14 protein-coding genes and 2 pseudogenes are annotated in these 17,135 nt (G+C 62.4%); 11 read left to right on the top strand and 5 right to left on the bottom strand.

Features of this window, described 5'->3' with window-relative positions; translation table 11 throughout:
• Positions 1 to 438: 438 nt before the first annotated feature.
• The 4 genes from QRN25_RS17020 (at position 439) to QRN25_RS17005 (ending at position 6,064) form a co-directional block, all read left to right on the top strand.
• Entirely contained in the window at positions 439 to 1,200 is a 762-nt protein-coding gene (locus QRN25_RS17020; protein ID WP_285020396.1) for a response regulator, read from the top strand.
• 141 nt (positions 1,201 to 1,341) lie between these two features.
• Positions 1,342 to 2,298, top strand: a complete 957-nt coding sequence (locus tag QRN25_RS17015; RefSeq protein WP_051586969.1) for a dioxygenase family protein — start codon at positions 1,342 to 1,344, stop codon at positions 2,296 to 2,298.
• 59 nt (positions 2,299 to 2,357) lie between these two features.
• On the top strand, positions 2,358 to 5,513 hold the full coding sequence (locus QRN25_RS17010; RefSeq protein ID WP_285020394.1) for an autotransporter outer membrane beta-barrel domain-containing protein: 3,156 nt from the start codon (positions 2,358 to 2,360) through the stop codon (positions 5,511 to 5,513).
• A 266-nt stretch (positions 5,514 to 5,779) separates the two neighbouring features.
• A complete protein-coding gene (locus QRN25_RS17005; protein ID WP_081799101.1) occupies positions 5,780 to 6,064 on the top strand; it encodes a thermonuclease family protein in 285 nt (94 codons plus the stop codon).
• Positions 6,065 to 6,149: 85 nt separating this feature from the next.
• Here the strand turns inward: QRN25_RS17005 and QRN25_RS17000 are convergent, their stop codons facing one another.
• On the bottom strand, positions 6,150 to 7,412 hold the full coding sequence (locus QRN25_RS17000; protein ID WP_285020393.1) for a tyrosine-type recombinase/integrase: 1,263 nt from the start codon (positions 7,410 to 7,412) through the stop codon (positions 6,150 to 6,152).
• Between the two features lie 431 nt (positions 7,413 to 7,843).
• Between QRN25_RS17000 and QRN25_RS16995 the strand changes: the two genes are divergently transcribed.
• The 3 genes from QRN25_RS16995 (at position 7,844) to QRN25_RS16985 (ending at position 9,700) form a co-directional block, all read left to right on the top strand.
• Entirely contained in the window at positions 7,844 to 8,026 is a 183-nt protein-coding gene (locus QRN25_RS16995) for a hypothetical protein (RefSeq protein WP_285020391.1), read from the top strand.
• A 514-nt stretch (positions 8,027 to 8,540) separates the two neighbouring features.
• A complete protein-coding gene (locus tag QRN25_RS16990; RefSeq protein WP_285020390.1) occupies positions 8,541 to 9,419 on the top strand; it encodes an ArdC family protein in 879 nt (292 codons plus the stop codon).
• Positions 9,416 to 9,700, top strand: coding sequence for an RNA polymerase sigma factor (locus QRN25_RS16985; protein WP_285020389.1), 285 nt, complete (start codon positions 9,416 to 9,418; stop codon positions 9,698 to 9,700). The genes QRN25_RS16990 and QRN25_RS16985 overlap by 4 nt, the downstream gene beginning before the upstream one ends.
• 72 nt (positions 9,701 to 9,772) lie before the next feature.
• Here the strand turns inward: QRN25_RS16985 and QRN25_RS26395 are convergent, their stop codons facing one another.
• Positions 9,773 to 9,880 carry a helix-turn-helix transcriptional regulator gene (locus QRN25_RS26395; RefSeq protein WP_350224257.1) on the bottom strand — a complete coding sequence of 36 codons (108 nt, stop codon included), beginning with the start codon at positions 9,878 to 9,880 and terminating at the stop codon, positions 9,773 to 9,775.
• Between the two features lie 391 nt (positions 9,881 to 10,271).
• On the bottom strand, positions 10,272 to 10,856 hold the full coding sequence (locus tag QRN25_RS16975; RefSeq protein ID WP_285020388.1) for a hypothetical protein: 585 nt from the start codon (positions 10,854 to 10,856) through the stop codon (positions 10,272 to 10,274).
• A gap of 924 nt (positions 10,857 to 11,780) precedes the next feature.
• Between QRN25_RS16975 and QRN25_RS26390 the strand changes: the two genes are divergently transcribed.
• From QRN25_RS26390 to QRN25_RS16965, 3 genes are all read left to right on the top strand, one after another.
• Positions 11,781 to 12,062 carry a DUF3363 domain-containing protein gene (locus QRN25_RS26390; protein WP_350224260.1) on the top strand — a complete coding sequence of 94 codons (282 nt, stop codon included), beginning with the start codon at positions 11,781 to 11,783 and terminating at the stop codon, positions 12,060 to 12,062.
• A gap of 533 nt (positions 12,063 to 12,595) precedes the next feature.
• Positions 12,596 to 13,612, top strand: coding sequence for a UDP-glucose 4-epimerase GalE (gene galE, locus QRN25_RS16970; protein WP_285020387.1), 1,017 nt, complete (start codon positions 12,596 to 12,598; stop codon positions 13,610 to 13,612).
• A gap of 1,128 nt (positions 13,613 to 14,740) precedes the next feature.
• Complete coding sequence (locus tag QRN25_RS16965; protein ID WP_008828257.1) at positions 14,741 to 15,001, top strand: hypothetical protein; 261 nt, start codon at positions 14,741 to 14,743, stop codon at positions 14,999 to 15,001.
• 225 nt (positions 15,002 to 15,226) lie between these two features.
• Here the strand turns inward: QRN25_RS16965 and QRN25_RS16960 are convergent, their stop codons facing one another.
• Positions 15,227 to 16,354 carry an IS5 family transposase gene (locus QRN25_RS16960; protein ID WP_285020386.1) on the bottom strand — a complete coding sequence of 376 codons (1,128 nt, stop codon included), beginning with the start codon at positions 16,352 to 16,354 and terminating at the stop codon, positions 15,227 to 15,229.
• 272 nt (positions 16,355 to 16,626) lie between these two features.
• Here QRN25_RS16960 and QRN25_RS16955 point away from each other — a divergent pair.
• Positions 16,627 to 16,821: pseudogene (locus tag QRN25_RS16955) on the top strand (IS110 family transposase); the annotation flags it as partial.
• Between the two features lie 33 nt (positions 16,822 to 16,854).
• On the opposite strand, the pseudogene QRN25_RS16950 reads toward QRN25_RS16955, so the two are convergent.
• Positions 16,855 to 17,007, bottom strand: a pseudogene (locus QRN25_RS16950) (transposase); the annotation flags it as partial.
• Positions 17,008 to 17,135: the final 128 nt, after the last annotated feature.

Raw genomic sequence — 17,135 nt, 5'->3', positions numbered from 1 at the left:
CGCACTTGTGTCGTTTTGCAGACTATCAATCAAGAAATTATCCGACGCGTGGAGAGCCTTTTGGGTAATTTCTTTTCGATTTGTTCCGGGGCCACCGGCGAACGGGACGGGTGCGACTACAGAACCCGCTCGGTCGATGGCCCCGGCACCGCGAGACCCCTTGGCGGAGGGATCCCGGACGGTGGCCTTGAACGCAGCGGAACCGCATGTCGCGGGAAAGGGCGCGGGGGGCGCACTAAGATCCGCGAACACGGCTGGCCGATACGTATCGCGGCAAGCTCGACTGTCCATGACCCAGCTTTTCGGGGGGCGAGGTTGCCTGTGGATTTCACTGCTTTGCAGCGACATTTCAGGGGTGTCGCAGGGTGTAACGACGGCTGAAATCCGCCCGGAACACGCACTATCCATCAGCGCACAATGATCCTAGAACCGCATGCAATGGACCTGCACACCCGCATTCTCATCGTGGACGACGACGAGGGCATTCGCTCGCTGATCGGCGATTTCCTCGCCAAGCACGGCTACGACGCCACTACGGCGGCCGATCCGCTTGAGATGCGCAAGCTGCTGGCGAGCGAGAGTTTCGACCTGATCGTGCTCGACGTCATGATGCCGCGCGAGGATGGACTCACCGCCCTGCGCCAACTGGGGCCCGATGCGCCGCCGGTGATCATGCTTTCTGCGGTCGGCAGCGACGTAGACCGGATCGTCGGGCTGGAGATGGGCGCCGACGACTATCTCGCCAAGCCGTGCAATCCGCGCGAGCTTCTGGCCCGCATCCGCACCGTTCTGCGCCGCAGGGCCGGGGCCGCGCCCGCCGGAGCATTGGCCGAGGTGGCCACGCCCCGCACGATCGAGGCCGATTCGGGTGACTGTCTGCATTTCGCGGGATGGCGCATGGATCTGGGCCTGCGCCTGCTGTTCGATCCGACCAATGCGCTTATCTCGCTGTCGGATGGCGAATTCCGCCTGCTGCGGGCCTTCGCCGAGCATCCGCGCCGCGTGCTGACGCGCGACCAGCTGCTCGACTGGTCGCGCGGTGAGGATTCGGATCATTACGACCGGGCCATCGACGTCCAGCTTTCGCGTCTGAGGCGCAAGCTCTCCGACGGCGAGGGCGGCAGCGATATCATCCGCACCGTTCGTAACGAGGGTTACCTGTTCGTCCCGGCGGTAGCGGACGATCGCCCGGCCGGTTAGCGCGCTGCCTGTACTTCGTTGGCGCGATAGCAAACTGATCGCAATTCTCGTGCAATTCGCCTGAAATCCCCGGGCAAAGCCCGCAGCACAGTCCTCGCCGCTCAGGTCCAGCGATCACGCCGGACGCGAAGGAGGACGGTGATGGGAACTCGGGAGCGGGGCGCCTCTGGCGGGGAGCCGCACGGCCATGGGCTGGCCGAAGACCTTCAGGCGATAGGACGCGAGATGTTCGCCCGGCGCCGGGCACTGGCTTTCATGGCCAGCGCGGGCACGGCAGCGGCGCTGGCCGCGTGCGGCGGGGACGATTCCTCCAGTTCGTCGAGCTCGGGCGCCACCAGTTCCTCTTCGACCTCGTCGTCATCCACGTCCAGTTCGTCCTCCTCGACGTCGAGCACCTCCTCATCGTCCACTTCGGGGGGCACCTCGGATGCAAGCTGCATCGCCGATCCCACCGAGACCAATGGTCCTTACCCGGCCGACGGCACCAACACGGCCAGCGGTTCCACCTCGAACGTGCTCACCCAGAGCGGCGTGGTACGCTCCGATATCCGTTCCAGCTTCATCGGCTCGACCAATACCGCCGATGGCGTGCAACTCACGATCGAACTGCAGCTCGTCGACGTCAGCAATGGCTGCACGCCGATCGAGGGCGCTGCGATCTACGTGTGGCACTGCGATGCGGCGGGCCTCTATTCGCTTTACTCCAGCGGGGTCACGACCGAGAGCTATCTGCGCGGGGTGCAGGTGACCGACAGTGACGGCAAGGTCACCTTCACCACGATCTACCCGGCCTGCTATTCGGGCCGCTGGCCGCACATCCATTTCGAGGTGTTCACGGGCGGCCTGACTTCGGCCAGCACCGGGCGCACGGCGACGCTGATCTCGCAGCTCGCCATGCCGGCCGCCAACAACACGGCCGTGTTCACCGGCGACACCCGCTACACCGCCAGCATCGCCAACTACAACGCGATCTCGCTTTCGTCCGACAACGTGTTCGGCGACAACACGTCTGCCCAGATCGCCCAGCAGACGCCGAGCCTCAGTGGCAGCGTGAGCGCCGGATACACCGGTACGGCTCTCATCGGCATCGCGACCTGAGGCCGCCCGGCCTTCCACCAAGACCAGTTGAAATTCATCCTTTTCGGGACACCCTCGCCATGCGTTCGTTCAAGAATACCGCCAGCCTCGGAGCGCTCGCGCTCGCGCTCGTCTCCACGCCCTCGCTTGCCGATACCTCGGTGACCAAGGATACTACGAGCGCGCTCTCCACCTCGAGTGCCGGCAACGTGACGGTGGGCGAGAACGGCACGATCGCGCTGGCCAGCGGCAGCGGCATCACCATCAACAGCGATTCGACCGTGACCATGGGCGGCACCCTGGAAATGGGCGGCGCCAGCAACACCTCGGGCATCACCGTCAATTCCGGGACGACCTCGAGCCTCGACATCGGCGAAGACGGCGTGATCACCGTGCTGGAGGACTACGTCGTCGATGATGAGGATTCGGACGGCATCGTCACCGACAACATCGCCTCGGCCAGCAACCGCTATGGCGTCCATGTGACCGGCGATGCGGCAGGCACGATCCTCAATGAAGGTTCGATTACGGTAGAGGGCCAGAACTCGGGCGGCATCGTGCTCGACGGTGACTGGACCGGCTCGATCACCAATATCGGCACGATCAAGGTAATCGGTGACAACGCGGTGGGCATCTCGGCGCAAGGGATCGATGGCGATCTGACCGTTGAGGGCACCGTCTCGGTCGTCGGCTCGGGATCGAGCGCGATCAACGTGGCCGGCGACGTCAGCGGAACGGTGACGATCCAGGGCACGGTGACCAAGGGCTACTCCTACACCGACGATGATGGCACGACCGAAGTGCTCGCGCGCGCGGCGCTGCGTACGGGGACCGCGGCAGTTTCGATCACTGGCAACGTCGATGGCGGCATCTATGTGGCGGCCGCGCCGATCGACCGCGATGATGACAATGACGACGAGGATGGAGACGGCGTCGACGACAGCGACGAAGCCACCGGCGTCATCACCACATATGGCAATGGGCCCGCGATCCAGGTCGGCGGAACCAGCGACATCACCGTCGGTTCGGTCACCGGCAACATGGGCACCTACTCGATCGTCATCGACGGGTCGGTGACTGCCAACTCCTACTACAGCAATACCGATGCCTACGGCCTGGTGATCGGCGGCGAGGGCGGCAACGTCACCCTGACTGACGGCATCGGCGTCTCGGGCACGCTCAGCGCGATCTCCTACGATCAATCGGCGACGGCGCTGCTCATCAACGAAGGCAGCACGGTCACGAACCTTTACAACAGCGGGACGATCTCGGCTTCGCTCACCTCCAGCGGTGAAGGCTCGACGACCGCGATCCGCGACCTGTCCGGCACGCTGACCTCGATCGAGAACACCGGCTTCATCACCGCCGGCGGCTCGAGCACCGACACGCGCACCGCGATCGACCTGTCGGCGAACACCACCGGGGTCACCATCACCCAGTACCTCAACGACGATGATGCCGAGACGAGCGCCGAGTACGTCGAGGACAATGACGAGGAAGATCCCTCCATCTATGCCCAGATCAGCGGCAACATCCTGCTGGGGTCGGGCAACGATAGCCTTTCGGCTTCGACCGGTCAGATCATCGGCGACACGTATTTCGGGGCGGGTGACGATACTCTGGCCTTGTCCGAGGATGCTCTGTACTCGGGTGACATCTATTTCGGCAGCGGCACGGCGATCGCGACGCTCTCGGGCGAATCGAGCTATTCGGGCACGATGGACTTCGCCGGGGAGACCGGCACCGTCACCATCAACGACACCGCCACGTACTCGGGCCAGTTCGCCAATGCGGACAACGTCGCGGTGACCGTCAACGGCGGCACGCTCATTCCCGATGAGGCGACGACAGTCAGCTTCGGCACTCTTACGGTCGGATCGAGCGGGACGATCGGCGTCTACGTCGACGGGGACGAGAGCTCGACGATCGTGGTCAAGAGCGCGACATTGGCCGATGGCACCAGCGTAACGGCGACGGTCAATAGCCTCGCGACCGCCGAGGGCACCTATACCGTGCTCACCTCGGACAATCTCGCAATCGAGGGTTCGCTCAACGCGTCGGTCGACACGCCGTTCATCTACAACGGTGCGGTTACAAGCGATGAGGACAACGTCTACCTGACCCTTTCGCGCAAGACGACCGGCGAACTCGGCCTTACCAAGTCGCAGGCTTCGGCCTGGGACGCGGTCTACGCGACCGCGCAGAACGATGACGACATCACCGACAGCCTGCTGCAGGTCGAGGATTCGGCAACGCTGCGCGACCAGGTCGGCGGGCTGCTGCCCGATCATGCCGGCGGCGTGTTCAAGGCCGTAACCACAGCCGATCGTCTCGCCGCCCGTCACATCAGCGATGATACGACCCTGTTCGATATCTCCGACATCGGCGGCTGGTTCGAGCCGATCTACTGGCGCGCGAGCAAGGACGCCGCCGGCTCGGCTGGTTACAAGGCCAATGGCTGGGGCCTCTCGGGCGGTGTCGAGCGGCATACCGATCTTGGCAACTTCGGCGTCTCCTACGCCTGGATGCAAGGCAAGGTGAAGAACAACGGTGGTACCGGCAAGCTCGATATCGGCCAGCATGACCTCGGCCTGTTCTGGCGCACCCAGAACGGTCCGCTGCTCGCGTGGGCACGCATCGGCGCCTCGCGCATTTCGATCGATTCGACCCGGACCTACACCGGCACGATCGACGATACCGACTTCTCGTACTCGGCCGACGGCAACTGGAAGGGCTGGCTGTTCTCGGGCCTGGCCGGCGCCTCGTATCGGTTCGACATGTCGCGCCGCTTCAGCCTCAAGCCCAAGCTGGAGCTGGAGCAGATGTGGCTGAGGGAAGACGGTTACGCCGAAACCGCCGACAGCGACGCGATGGCGCTCACCGTCGCGAGCCGCACCAGCAAGATGCTGACCGCCACTCCGACGGTCACGGCCTCCTACTCGCTGGGCACGATCTCGCCGGACTGGCGTCCGCTGACCTTCCAGCTCGAAGCCGGGCGGCGCGAGGTCCTGACCGGAAAGCTCGGCAGCACGACGGCCTACTTCAACGGCGGTGACAGCTACGATGCAGGCGATGCCTTCACGATCGCCGGCGACAGCCTCAAAGGCGCATGGATCGGCGAAGTGAGCATGCTGGCAGGCGGCTATGATTTCACCTGGAAAATCTCGGCACGAACCGAGCAGACCAGCACCGGCACGGACTTTTCGGCGCGCGCGGGGCTGAGCGTGGCGTTCTGAAATCTGCCGCCGCATGATGACCCCTCCCGACATGCACGCTTGGCGCGGGGACACTTCACGCGCCAAGCGTTGCCGCCTCGCCACGCGGGCGGACAGCCTTTTCATCCGGACTGGATCTATTTTCATGCGACAGGCATCGTAGCGCCAGTTACATCGCTGCGATGTCCCTCCTACTGGCGATCGCCGCAGCGTCTGCCTCCGCTTCCGGCATTTGCGTCTCGTCGATCCATGATGGCGATACCATCCGTCTCTGCAGCGGGGAGCGGGTGCGCCTGGCGGATATCGATGCCCCAGAACTTGATGGCTCTGCGCGCTGCGAGAAGGCGCAGCGCAAGAAGCTGGCGGCTTCCAAAAACCCGCCATGGTGCGACTTCCAGCTTGGGAACGAGAGCCGCGATGCCCTGAAGAACCTGATCGGTCAGGGGCATGTGACGATCGAACGCCTCGGCAAGGATGCCTATGGCCGCACGCTCGCCCACATCTATGTCAATGAGCGTGATGCGGGAAAATATCTGATCACATGGGGACTTGCCCGGCAGTGGGTCAAGTAGCCTGGACCGTCCCGTGGGTCGGCCGGCTGAACGTTTGACCTTCACCGGCTACACCGTGCCAGCAAGATGGCGGCCTGCTGGCAGTTCACCGATCGATCGTGAGAGGGTCCGAACACGGGACGCTAGCGCCGCTGGCGAGCTTCTCGGGTTGGGGCATGATGAATGCGGCCCAGGCTTCCATCAGCGTTCGCCGCATGGCGGTGAGGTCGCTTCGCAGATAGGCTCTCTCGGTTTGCGAAAGCACGCCGTGCGAGAGTATCAATTCGGCGACCATTGCGGGTATGGCGGGCATCTCTTCTGCGGCCCAATCCCGAAAACTTGAACGAAGTCCGTGGACCGTCGCATGGCCCCATCCTTGTGCGAGCATTGAGTTGCGAAGGGCTCCGTTATTGAGCAAAGCACCGCTGCGCCCTGGGAATACCACGTGCGATTTGCCTCTCAGCACTGCGGCCCGGCGCAAGATGACGAGCGCTGCTTCACTTAGCGGTACGCTGCTCGCTCTACGCGATTTCATGATGTGCGCAGGCTTAGACCAAATTTTTGTGTCGAGGTCGATCTGGTCCCAGGTTGCCTGACGCACTTCCCCGCTGCGTGAAGCGGTCAGCGCTGCAAAGGCAAGTGCGAGCCGTCCGGAGCTTTCTGTCCCGCCAAGCAGGTCATGCATGAACACGGGCACCTGTCGGAATGGGACAGCCGGATGGTGCTGACTTTGTGATTGGCGCGCGAGGCCGCGGCGAACGACCTGTTTTTGCGGGACGTCCTGCGTGCGCAAGCCGGTCGCATGGCAGTAGGCCAGCACCTGATTGATGCGGGTGAATACCTTCTTTGCGGTAGACGGTTTGTCTGTCCACACCGGAGCCAGAGTGGCCCGGATCATGGCGTGGTCGATAATGTCGACGCTGTGGCTACCAAGTGTGGGTATAGCATAGCTGAGCATGGTCGATTTGAAATCGGCCGCATGCTTGGCGGTCCACCCCCTTGAGAGCTCCGCGTGCGCCAGATCGGCGGCTTGTGCGAAAGTGGGAATACGCCGCACCTCGCGGTCGCGCTCGGCCACCGGATCGAGTCCAGCGAGCGTCAGCCGGCGCAGGATTGCGGCTTTGTCGCGAGCCTCGGCAAGGGTGAGCACTTTCCTGCGCAAGATTTCTACCGCATGGACCGGATCATCCTGGCGGCGGCGACCAAGGTCGACTGACCCCAGGCCGATATCGCGCCGCCGTCCCTGATGCTGAATGCGCAGCACCCACGAGCGTGCGCGATTTCCATTGACCATAAGGTAGAGGCCGTCGCCATCGCAGTGACGCCCGTTCTTGGCGGCGCGGACGTGAAAAACGGTCAATTTTCCCATCTCGATGTTCCCTTCCTTGTTCCCTCACGAAGCAGCCCTTGCTGAGGACTGCGGGCTGCAGCCGGAAAAGCCGCCGCCGTGAGGGCCACGGACACTGCACTTCGCCTAGTGATGAACAGTGCAAGCAGCCGCTTGCCGGAGCGGAATGGTGCAAATCCCTGCGAACTCGCCGCCCCATCACGGTTCTCCCAGTAGAAGCCGGGGTATTGTCGAGCAGTGCGCAGAATTCAGCGAGATCCTGTCTGGTGACAGGAGGGGCCATCCCTCACGCGTTCCTGCGACAGGCAAGCGGCCGGCGATAGTAGCGGTTCCGTAAATCAGGCGTAGCGGCCCCGCAAATGGAGTCACAATGGCTTTCGCAATTGTAACTTCAGATAGATATGCATTCGCCCCTACGCTGAACGCCGATGGTATCCGGAGGCGGTTTGCAAATGGACAATGACAGCGATTGCGTGGAAATCGCGCAGGTCAATCGTGCGCTAGACAATGCATTCTTCAGCGGCTGGCCGCAGGATGAATTCGAGCTGCTGGAGTTCTTCGTCCAGCTTAGAAAATTGACTACGGCAAACGCTTTGGCGCAGGAGCCGATCGAACTCCCGTTGACCCGGCAGTAAGTCCCGTCCGTGTGAGCCCGCCTGCTTCGGGGCTGACACTACACCGCGTCATCAGGCAAAAATGCCGACGCACGCGCTTTCCTTCTCCCATCCGCGGCGCCGAAGCTTAGCAGGGGCGCCCCCGGCCCCACGGCCGGGCCAGGCTCTGCTTTCGCTGACGCTCCAGTCGAGCCGCCTGGCGGCGTCTCGCCGGCAAGGCCGCAACGATCCCTGGCGCGAAAGTCTCGTCCCGCATCGCGGTTCGCTCGGGATGCCCTGGGCATCCCGGATGCGGGCGCCGCGCGGGCGCGCGGCGGCGCTGGGCCTTGTCGGCTCCAAAGTGGCGGGGGGCGTCGCTGCCCTGTAGCCCCGCCTCGCCGGGCCGCAACCCGTCCGCTTCGCGCCCGGCTCCTCCATTTCATTTCGGCCTTTGCAGGTGCGCCCCGCCTTAGGCCGGCGGGGCTGTCGAGCATGCTCCTGCCGCCCCCCGCCACCCTGGCGCCGGTCAATGGCGGTTGAGAAAGGAGCAGAGAAGATGAGCCATCACAGCCTCTATGGTGAGGTCACCGCGCGGATCATCGCCGAGCTGGAAGACGGGCGCCTGCCTTGGGTGAAGCCGTGGGATCCTTCGCGTTGTCCCTGCATGATGCCGAGAAATGCGGCGTCGGGCCGCTACTATTCCGGGATAAATGTGCTCATTTTATGGGCAGCGGGAGCGGGTAACGGGTTCTCCTCGCAGCGATGGCTTACATACCGGCAGGCCGAGGCGGCTGGTGGCAACGTCCGGCGCGGCGAGAAGGGCACCACTGTGTGCTACGCTGACAGGTTCGTCCCCAGGGATGAGGCAGCACGGGCCGAGAGCGAGGGCGCACAGGCGAAGACGATTGCGTTTCTGAAACGGTTTGTGGTTTTCAATCTGGACCAGTGCGAGGGTCTTTGCGATGATCTGACGGCACCGGGTGAACTGCCCGATCCGGTTCTGGCGATCGGGCAGGCGGACCGGCTCATTGCCGACACGGGCGCGGATTTCCGGGTGGGCGGCGTCGATGCTTTCTATGCGCCGGGCTTCGATTATGTGCAGGTGCCTCCTCAGGCAGCCTTTCCCGAGCCCGCCGACTGGTACCGGACGGCACTTCACGAACTGGGCCACTGGGTCGGCGGCAAGGGACGCCTGGAGCGCGATCAGACCGGTCACTTCGGATCTGAGGCTTACGCCCGGGAAGAATTGACGGCCGAACTCACATCAGCGTTCACTTGCGCAGCGCTGGGTATCGAGCCCAGCGTCCGGCATTCCGATTGCATTGCGACGTGGCTTCACCTGATTCGCGCTGACGAAAAGGCGATTTTCCGCGCCGCGAGCGCAGCAAGTAAGGCTGCGGACTATCTCCTTTCATTCGGGGAGGATCGGTCATGATCCAGCGCATCGCTGTGTGGTGCCTGCGAAGAAAGGAGGCGCGCCTGCGTGACGCATTCCCAGAGATCGAGGATCAGAGGATGCGCCGTATGCACCGGGCGGTGGCATCGCTGCCGGCCCTGCATCGCGAGGTGTTCCTGTTGGCACGCTTCGAAGACCTGACGACGGACGAGATCGCCGTTCGCCTTGGCCTTTCCAGGCGGCAGGCCCGCAAGCATTTCGTGTACGCCCTTGTCATGCTCGTGCGCTCGATGGACCGTCAAGACCGCGAGGGATGGTGACAGACGGCACTGCCGCCCGGTCAGCCGGGCGGCAGCATCATTTTTTCCCGGGACAGATTTGGTCTGGGCGGCTCAGGCGTGGTGATCGACAGAACAGAAGAACGGGTTGGCAAGCCACTGCTCGATAGCGCTCCGGCGCCAGCCGACGCATCGCTGCGCGACGCGGACCTGTCGGGGCAAGGTCCCATCCTGGACCTAGCGATAGAGTGTCGCGCGCGACAGCCCGGTTTCCTTGAGTACCTGAGGCAGACGCACGAACGCATTGGGAGAGGCGGTATTCGTGTGGCGCATCCTTCCTTTTTCGAGGGTTGGACTGGCCGGCCACGAGTATAATTGGGGCATCCCTGGAAAAGCGCAACTGCCTGAGAACACACGCACGCGCCGGTTTGCACCGAAAGACATGGCCCGGTGTATTCTCATGAACTCTGGTGCCCTCCACCGGATGACATAAATTTTTTTGCCGCGCGGCGCTGCGGCGGTCGTCGAACTGCCCGCATCCCGGCCCATTCGCGAACTTGCCCGGATTTTGAGCGATTGGCGAGCCGATTCGGCCCGCAGCCACGCCGCTTGATCAGGATCGAGCGCCGCGCCGTGCCTGGCAGGTGTGCCCTGTCACCTCCGCGACATGGTCAACGAGTGTGGAGATGATCTCGCGGACTTCGTCGGCGGCGAAGCCACCATCGTCGGGCTCTATCCCCTGCGCGCGGCTGAGGCTGTTCCATTTCCAGTAGGGCGACAGTACGTCCAGCAGCCGTTCGGTCGCAGCATCCTCATAGCCGAATCCCGTGGCGTTGGCGTACGCCAGTGAGCGATCGACATGAAGGCCGATGTACTTCGCACACCACATGTCGGGAAAGCCCACGTCGAGCAGGTGCGAGGACATTGCCAGCTGCGCGACGATCCCCGCCGAGTAGAAGAAATAGGCGGTGTCGTCGGCAGTGCCAGACGTCAGCGATCCCATGAACTCGCCGGCGCGCAAATACCGCTCCAAGCTGAGCGCGCGCCCTTCCCGGGTACGCAAGAGCCGGACGGGCCGCGCATTGTAGCGGCGCCAGAGCGCTCCGAGCTCGGAATTCTCGCTCGGCAAAGTGACGATGGCAGCGCTCGGCGAAGCAGCGCCAAGGGTATGTGAAGTAGCCGGAACGATCGTGTTCATATGTACCTCCGGTCCGCGTCAGGGCGGTAGCGGAAGGTTTCAGAGCATTACGCGGACTGGCCCCGAACTCCCGCACGCTAACGCGCGGGAGCCGCCGGAGCTGGTAACATGTCAGTAACATGCGTCGCCGCCTTTCACCCGAAGGTTTGGACATACGCGACGACACCCCGGAAAACCATGTTTTCCGAGCTGGATTTACTGACGGGATTACCAGTCCCGGCGCCGCCTTTTGCGCAGCGCATCATTATGCTACCAGACCGGAGTCCGCGCGCCAAGTTTTGCGTTAACTGCAGGGGAGCTTTTGGGCTGATCGCTCAGCGCTTGGATGAGAATGCCGGGATAACCTTCGAACGGCGGTGGTCTCGCCCGCCCGCGTCGCCCTTGGGTACGAAGATGAGAAAACCCCTACGGACCGTCAGGGTTCCCTTTGCACTACTATAACGCTTTTTGAGCGCGAAAGGTTTGCGCTGACGGTTCAACTAGCGGGTGCTGATCTGGATCCGTGTGCCGTCGGCACTCGTTCGCAGCAGGAAGTGCCTCCCCGCCCGCGCAGGTCATGCGCTCGACCGATGTGAGCGGTTGGACCAAGTATTGCACCTGTGAGTAGGGCAGGGCTTGTCCTGACGAGCGCGATTCTTCCCAAGCCGCGTCTGGTGTGGAATGCAAGTCCCAGCGCGCCGCGCGGGCTCTATGGTATTTAGCCGGGAGAGGCTGTCCGAATCGGTGCGGGTAAGGCCCAGAGCGAGCTTCTCTCGAACGCCGTCTGGAAGGCTTTCGCCGGGCGGGCCTGATCGGCCAAAGAGATGTTTCGGGCGCCTGGAGATCCTCGGTGACTTTCTCAAGCGGGTCGGAGCGCTTGAGGAGCGGCGATTGCGTGATTATCCGGTCAAGGTTGAGGCTCTGGCGAAGCGACCGCTCGCGTAGCTGGCGACCTTCAACGGCGCGACATGGCTCGATCACGAGCTTTCCGATCCCCATGTATCCGGCGCGCGTGACCAGGGATTCGGACGCGAGCTGCGCGGTGCTCTCGCCGTCCAGCGGCAATGGCCGGTGGAGCAGGGTTTCGCGCACGAAGATGCGCACGCGTTCCGACTGCGGCGCGGTGTACTCACAAAGGTGCAGCGCCGCGATCTTTTGCGGTTGGCTGCGCAAGTATCGGGCGATCTGGTAAGACTTATGTTTAAGCTGCATCCGTTGCGTGGATAAAGGAACGCATCGCGGGCAGGATCGACGTGGAGGCGGGCAGTTATGCCGTGATCGAGAAAGCACGTGACTTCACGCTCTCCCGTTGGACCGTGACTTCGCGAAGCACTCCCCGATGCCAAGGTTTACGGGCTTTGCCACGAGGCAGTAGGCACTGCTGCTAAAATCGTGGACCCGCAGGGCTGATCAGCTGCGTGGTTGCACCGCACCATAGGGCCATCGTACTTGGGGCCATCGCCGCGTGGCAATCTCTCGTTCTTGCTGATTAAGTTGTGGTGGAAAATCATTGCAAGCATACATGTCTACAATATGCCAGGTATACATGTATGCTATCTGCCGAGACCCGTGATGCGGTTAAGGCAACGCCGAGGAAAAGCCGTGTGGATGGAGTGGACATCGCGAGGCCTATCGCGCGCTCACCCGCAATCTGTTCAGTTCGATAAATTTCGTAACAGGATCGAGACATTGCGCATTTAGTGCGTTAGCTCTGGGTCTTCGGTCACGCTCTCAACGACCCCGCTTTATCAAGGATTTTCATGACGACCAAGCATCCTGTCCTCGTTACCGGCGGCGCCGGTTATATCGGCAGCCATGCAGTGCTGGCGCTGAAGGACGCAGGGTGGTCCGTGGCGGTCATCGATAATCTGGTCACCGGTTTCCGCTTCGCCATTCCCGAAGACGTCGCCTTCTATGAAGGCGATATCGAAGACGCAGACCTGCTCGCCCGCATCTTTGCTGACCAGGGCATGGGTGACGGCAAAGGTGCGATCATGCACTTCGCTGGTTCGGTGGTGGTGCCGGAATCGGTCGAGAATCCCCTCAAGTACTATCACAACAACACGGCCAAGAGCCGCGCCCTGATCGAAGCGGCGATAACGGCGGGCGTACCGCACTTCATCTTCAGCTCGACAGCGGCGACTTATGGTATCCCCAAAGTGTCGCCCGTGACCGAGGATGCGCCGAAGGAACCGATCAACCCCTACGGCATGTCCAAGTTGATGACCGAAGCGATGCTGGGTGACGTCAGCCGCGCTCACCCGTTCAATTATTGCGTGCTACGCTATTTCAACGTGGCCGGAGCCGACCCGAAGGGCCGCACCGGTCAGTCGACCGCAGGTGCCACGCATTTGATCAAGGTGGCGGTGGAAGCGGCGCTGGGCAAACGCAGTCATGTCGGCGTATTCGGCATCGATTTCGATACACCCGATGGCACCGGTGTACGCGACTACATCCACGTCTCGGATCTCGCCAGTGCGCACGTTCTGGCGCTCGAGGCGATCATCGCCCAGCCGTTGCAGTCGCTGACCATGAACTGCGGGTATGGTCGCGGCTTCTCAGTGCTTGAAGTGCTGGATGCAGTAGACCGCGTGACCAACCTCACCATCGACCGCCGCTTCGAGGGGCGCCGGGCGGGCGATCCCGATGCGCTGATCTCCAACAACGAGCGCATCAAGTCGATGCTTCCGTGGACGCCCCAGTACGACGATCTGGGCATGATCGTGGAACATGCGTTGGCGTGGGAACGCAAACTGAGCGAAATCCGCCCGGTGTAAGGGAGACATGCGCTTCGCTATCTGCCTACTTTCTGCGTATCCCAAACCCCTTCCGTTGCTTCTGCCTTCACAGGGTCGACAGAGATGGCGGTTGCGAGGGGGGACGTGCCGCGCCATGCCAATTCCTGTCAAATCAAGGCCCGGAGGTCTGCGGGCTTGCGTCTGGCGTGATCCACCCCTCGCAGACGTTTTAGAGTTTGCGATAGTCGCACCGATCAGACTTCGAGATTGGCGTCGAAGGTATCGGGCGACCTTCAATGCTCACGTCGGGACCTCATCAGAGGTGCCCGGGGCGCGCGGGGTATCGCGCACAGGATCGAAGCGGAGGGGGCAATCATGCCCTGGTCGAGAAAATCCACGCCTTCACGCTCGTCCCCTGGCGCTCAGACTTTGCGAGCCAGATCGGCACCGAGAAAGGGGCGGGGATCGTTTGTGACGGCGCCGGACACGGAAACCTTTCGGGGGGAAGGCGGGGGCCGCAGATCAGCGAGCGTGCGTGGTGCCGAAACGCCGCAAGTCACGGGCTTTGTCATGCCCCTCGCAGGGCGGCGATTGAACGCACTTGCAGCATTGTGTTAAATCCCTCCCGTATTTTATGGAAAGGATTGGCTGTGATCCGCCAATGGCTGAAGCGACTGCAGTTCGTTCTGCAGACACCGTGGTTCTGTAACTCTAGAACTGAGGGGTGCACCTTCAAAAAGCGGTGTTCTAACTGCCAGATCGAACATGGGCCGGTGACAAATTAGCCTAGGCGAATCGGCCGCAGGCGCAAGAGGCGTTGCGTTCAAAATGATGGGACGTGGCCTTTGTGCGGACAAGTATTGTGACGGAAACGTCACAGCGTTGCGATAATCGCGACCTTAGTGGTGGCGGCACCCGCGGGCGCATTCGTCTCGCCCTCCTCGATGCACCTCACCAAGCGGACGGATAGTGCGGGTATTGCGTGGTTTCACGTAGCGAAAGTCGTCCCTGCAGAGAACGGCCGCTGCTCGGGCGGCAGACCGGCGCGCTTGACGTGCATGCCGAAGCGTTGGATTGCACAATGCAACCATCTCGGATCAAATACTTTCAGCGGTCTGGGGCTGAGATGGTAAGCGCCCCCCAGATGGCTACGATGAAGGAGGTCACATGAAGCTGAAGCAGACCATGCTCGCACTCGGCGCCGCCGCAGTGCTGGCTGCCCCGGTCGCGGCTCAGGCCGGTACCACGGCTGCAGCCTCGGTTGGCAAGATCAGCAGCCTGAGCGGTGTTGGCGAGCGTCGCTCGGCCGCCGTGAAGGCGAAGAACAAGGCTGACGGCGGCGTCGTCGTCCTTGGCCTGCTCGCAGCCGGCGCCGCCGGTTTCGGCGTGTACAAGGCGGTTGACGACAACAAGTCGAACGGATCCTGATCCGCTCGCTTGCGCAGCAGCGAATGACGACGGCCGCGGCAGGGACCTCCTGCTGCGGCCGTCTGATTTTTTGGCTCAGCATTTCACAGGCTGCGGAAAAAAGGCGGCGCAGTGGCCGCCACCGCGCCGATTTCCAAGGTGCGGGGCGAGGACCTCGCTCATTCGAGGCTGAAATTCGGAGTTGCCTGCGGTGTTGGCGCGGTCTTGGTGATGTGAGCGGCACGATTAGGCCGCAGCCAGCAGTTTCGGCAGTCTGATGAGGTTGTAGGCGGCAGCGGTGAGCGTGAAGGACCATCCGACGCGATGTTGCCCACGGTGTCGGGTTTTTCGCATGGTGCCGCAGGTCTTGGCCCATCCAAACACTTCCTCGATCCGCTTGCGGATTTTCTGGGAGAGGCCGTAGCCGGGATGGCGTGTCGTGCGCCCGTCGATGGCAGAACGCCGGTTGGTGTTGTTCTGGGCCACGTGCCGGGTGACGCCCATCTCGCGCAGCGCCGCGACGAAGGCGGCGGTGTCATAGTTCTTGTCCGCGCCCAGGGTAATCCGATGGCGCCCGTCCATGCGCCCCAGCATGGTCAGCGCCGCCTCGCGTTCGGCGGTGCCGGTGGCATGGGTCAGGATCGTATCGACAACGAGGCCGTTGAGGTTCTCCATGAGGACATGGGCCATGTGGCACAGCTTCGCAGCCTGGCCACGCGCCTTCTTGAACAGCCGGGCATCGGGATCGGTGGTCGATGCATGGGTTGCATTGCTGCGCTTCTCTCCGCGAAAATCGCGTCCGGCATTACGGTCGGTCGGCGTTGCTGCCTGCTCGCCCTGGCTGGCGACCGCCCCACCGTCATCATCATCCCCGGGGCCGCCTTCATCCTTGGGCCTGAAGCTCTTCACGCTGGCCCAGGCTTCGATCAACGTGCCGTCCACCGAGAAATGATCGTCCGAGAGAAGAGACTGTACGCGCGCCTGGCTGATGATGGCCCAAAGGAACTTGGCGGCAACGTCGCCTGCCAGCAGCGTCTCCCGGTTCTTGGTGAAGACCGTGACATCCCAGATCGGAGCATCCATCGCCAGGCCGACAAACCAGCGAAAGAGTAGGTTGTAGTCCATCTGCTCCATCAACTGGCGCTCCGAGCGGATCGAATAGAACGCCTGCAGGAGCAAGGCCCGAAGGAGCTTCTCGGGCGGGATCGAGGGCCTCCCGATACGAGAATACAGGCCGTCGAAGTCCGCAGACAGCACTTCGAGCGCTTCATCGACAATCGCCCGGATCGCGCGAAGGGGATGGTTCGCCGGCACCCGAGCCTCGCAACTCACGTACGAGAACAGGCTCTCGCTCCGTTCATCACCGCCGCGCATCCCGATCCCTTCAACATCGCTTCTCGCGATCCTGGAATCAGCAATGTCACCTCGAGGCAAGCGCCTTTTTCCGCAGCCTGATAAGCTGATTTCGTCCGCTGATCCTTCGGTGCCGATGGCCGCGCCCCGTCAAAATCTTCCCGCAAGCCGATCGCTGAACCCATGGTGCCACACCCCAAAGTCGCAGCCCCATTGATTCAGATTTTCACCGCCTTGGGAATCCCCCGTGAGTCAGACAATGCGCAGGTTGGTATAACTCTTCGGAGGCAACTATGCTTGCAACTGATCGACCTGATCCGCCCGCCGCAATCCGAATTGATCTTCGTGCGATCTTCGTCTCGCTGGAACTGAGTAAATCTACATGGTTGGTAACGTCTTTATCGCCTGGTTCTGGCGAACGGATGTCGAAGCACGTTCTGCGCGCTGGTGATGTTGCTGGATTGATGGCGCGCTTCGCCTGCCTTCAAGAGCCTCCCAGCGCACCCACTTCCCGCGATTTAGAGCAAGGCATTTACAACCTCGCACATGTCCATCGTCCGACGACGGCCTCCACGCTTGGCCGGCGGGATAAACGGCGCCGTCAATAACCATTCACGATCCGTCATATCTCTGGAGTACCGCAATCTTTTCCGGCTCCTGCCGGGCAATACCAGTTCATGCCATTAGCCACTCTATCTCTCGCATGACGTCGTAAATCACAACATGCTGGTATTGCTCAACAACTTTGAAGCGAGCGCTAACAGCAAACCGGGTCGATGCGGCCAGCTGAGAATGGCGACCG

The organism is Novosphingobium sp. fls2-241-R2A-195 (genome assembly GCF_030209485.1).
Classification (GTDB): domain Bacteria; phylum Pseudomonadota; class Alphaproteobacteria; order Sphingomonadales; family Sphingomonadaceae; genus Novosphingobium; species Novosphingobium resinovorum.
This window is presented reverse-complemented; position numbering and strand designations above follow the sequence as displayed.

Excerpts from the sequence above, each read along its gene's own strand:
- QRN25_RS17020 (WP_285020396.1), top strand. The coding sequence starts at position 439 with ATGGACCTGCACACCCGCATTCTCATCGTGGACGACGACGAGGGCATT.
- QRN25_RS17015 (WP_051586969.1), top strand. The coding sequence starts at position 1,342 with ATGGGAACTCGGGAGCGGGGCGCCTCTGGCGGGGAGCCGCACGGCCAT.
- QRN25_RS17010 (WP_285020394.1), top strand. The coding sequence starts at position 2,358 with ATGCGTTCGTTCAAGAATACCGCCAGCCTCGGAGCGCTCGCGCTCGCG.
- QRN25_RS17000 (WP_285020393.1), bottom strand. The coding sequence starts at position 7,412 with ATGGGAAAATTGACCGTTTTTCACGTCCGCGCCGCCAAGAACGGGCGT.
- QRN25_RS16995 (WP_285020391.1), top strand. The coding sequence starts at position 7,844 with ATGGACAATGACAGCGATTGCGTGGAAATCGCGCAGGTCAATCGTGCG.
- QRN25_RS16990 (WP_285020390.1), top strand. The coding sequence starts at position 8,541 with ATGAGCCATCACAGCCTCTATGGTGAGGTCACCGCGCGGATCATCGCC.
- QRN25_RS16985 (WP_285020389.1), top strand. The coding sequence starts at position 9,416 with ATGATCCAGCGCATCGCTGTGTGGTGCCTGCGAAGAAAGGAGGCGCGC.
- QRN25_RS16975 (WP_285020388.1), bottom strand. The coding sequence starts at position 10,856 with ATGAACACGATCGTTCCGGCTACTTCACATACCCTTGGCGCTGCTTCG.
- galE (WP_285020387.1), top strand. The coding sequence starts at position 12,596 with ATGACGACCAAGCATCCTGTCCTCGTTACCGGCGGCGCCGGTTATATC.
- QRN25_RS16965 (WP_008828257.1), top strand. The coding sequence starts at position 14,741 with ATGAAGCTGAAGCAGACCATGCTCGCACTCGGCGCCGCCGCAGTGCTG.
- QRN25_RS16960 (WP_285020386.1), bottom strand. The coding sequence starts at position 16,354 with ATGCGCGGCGGTGATGAACGGAGCGAGAGCCTGTTCTCGTACGTGAGT.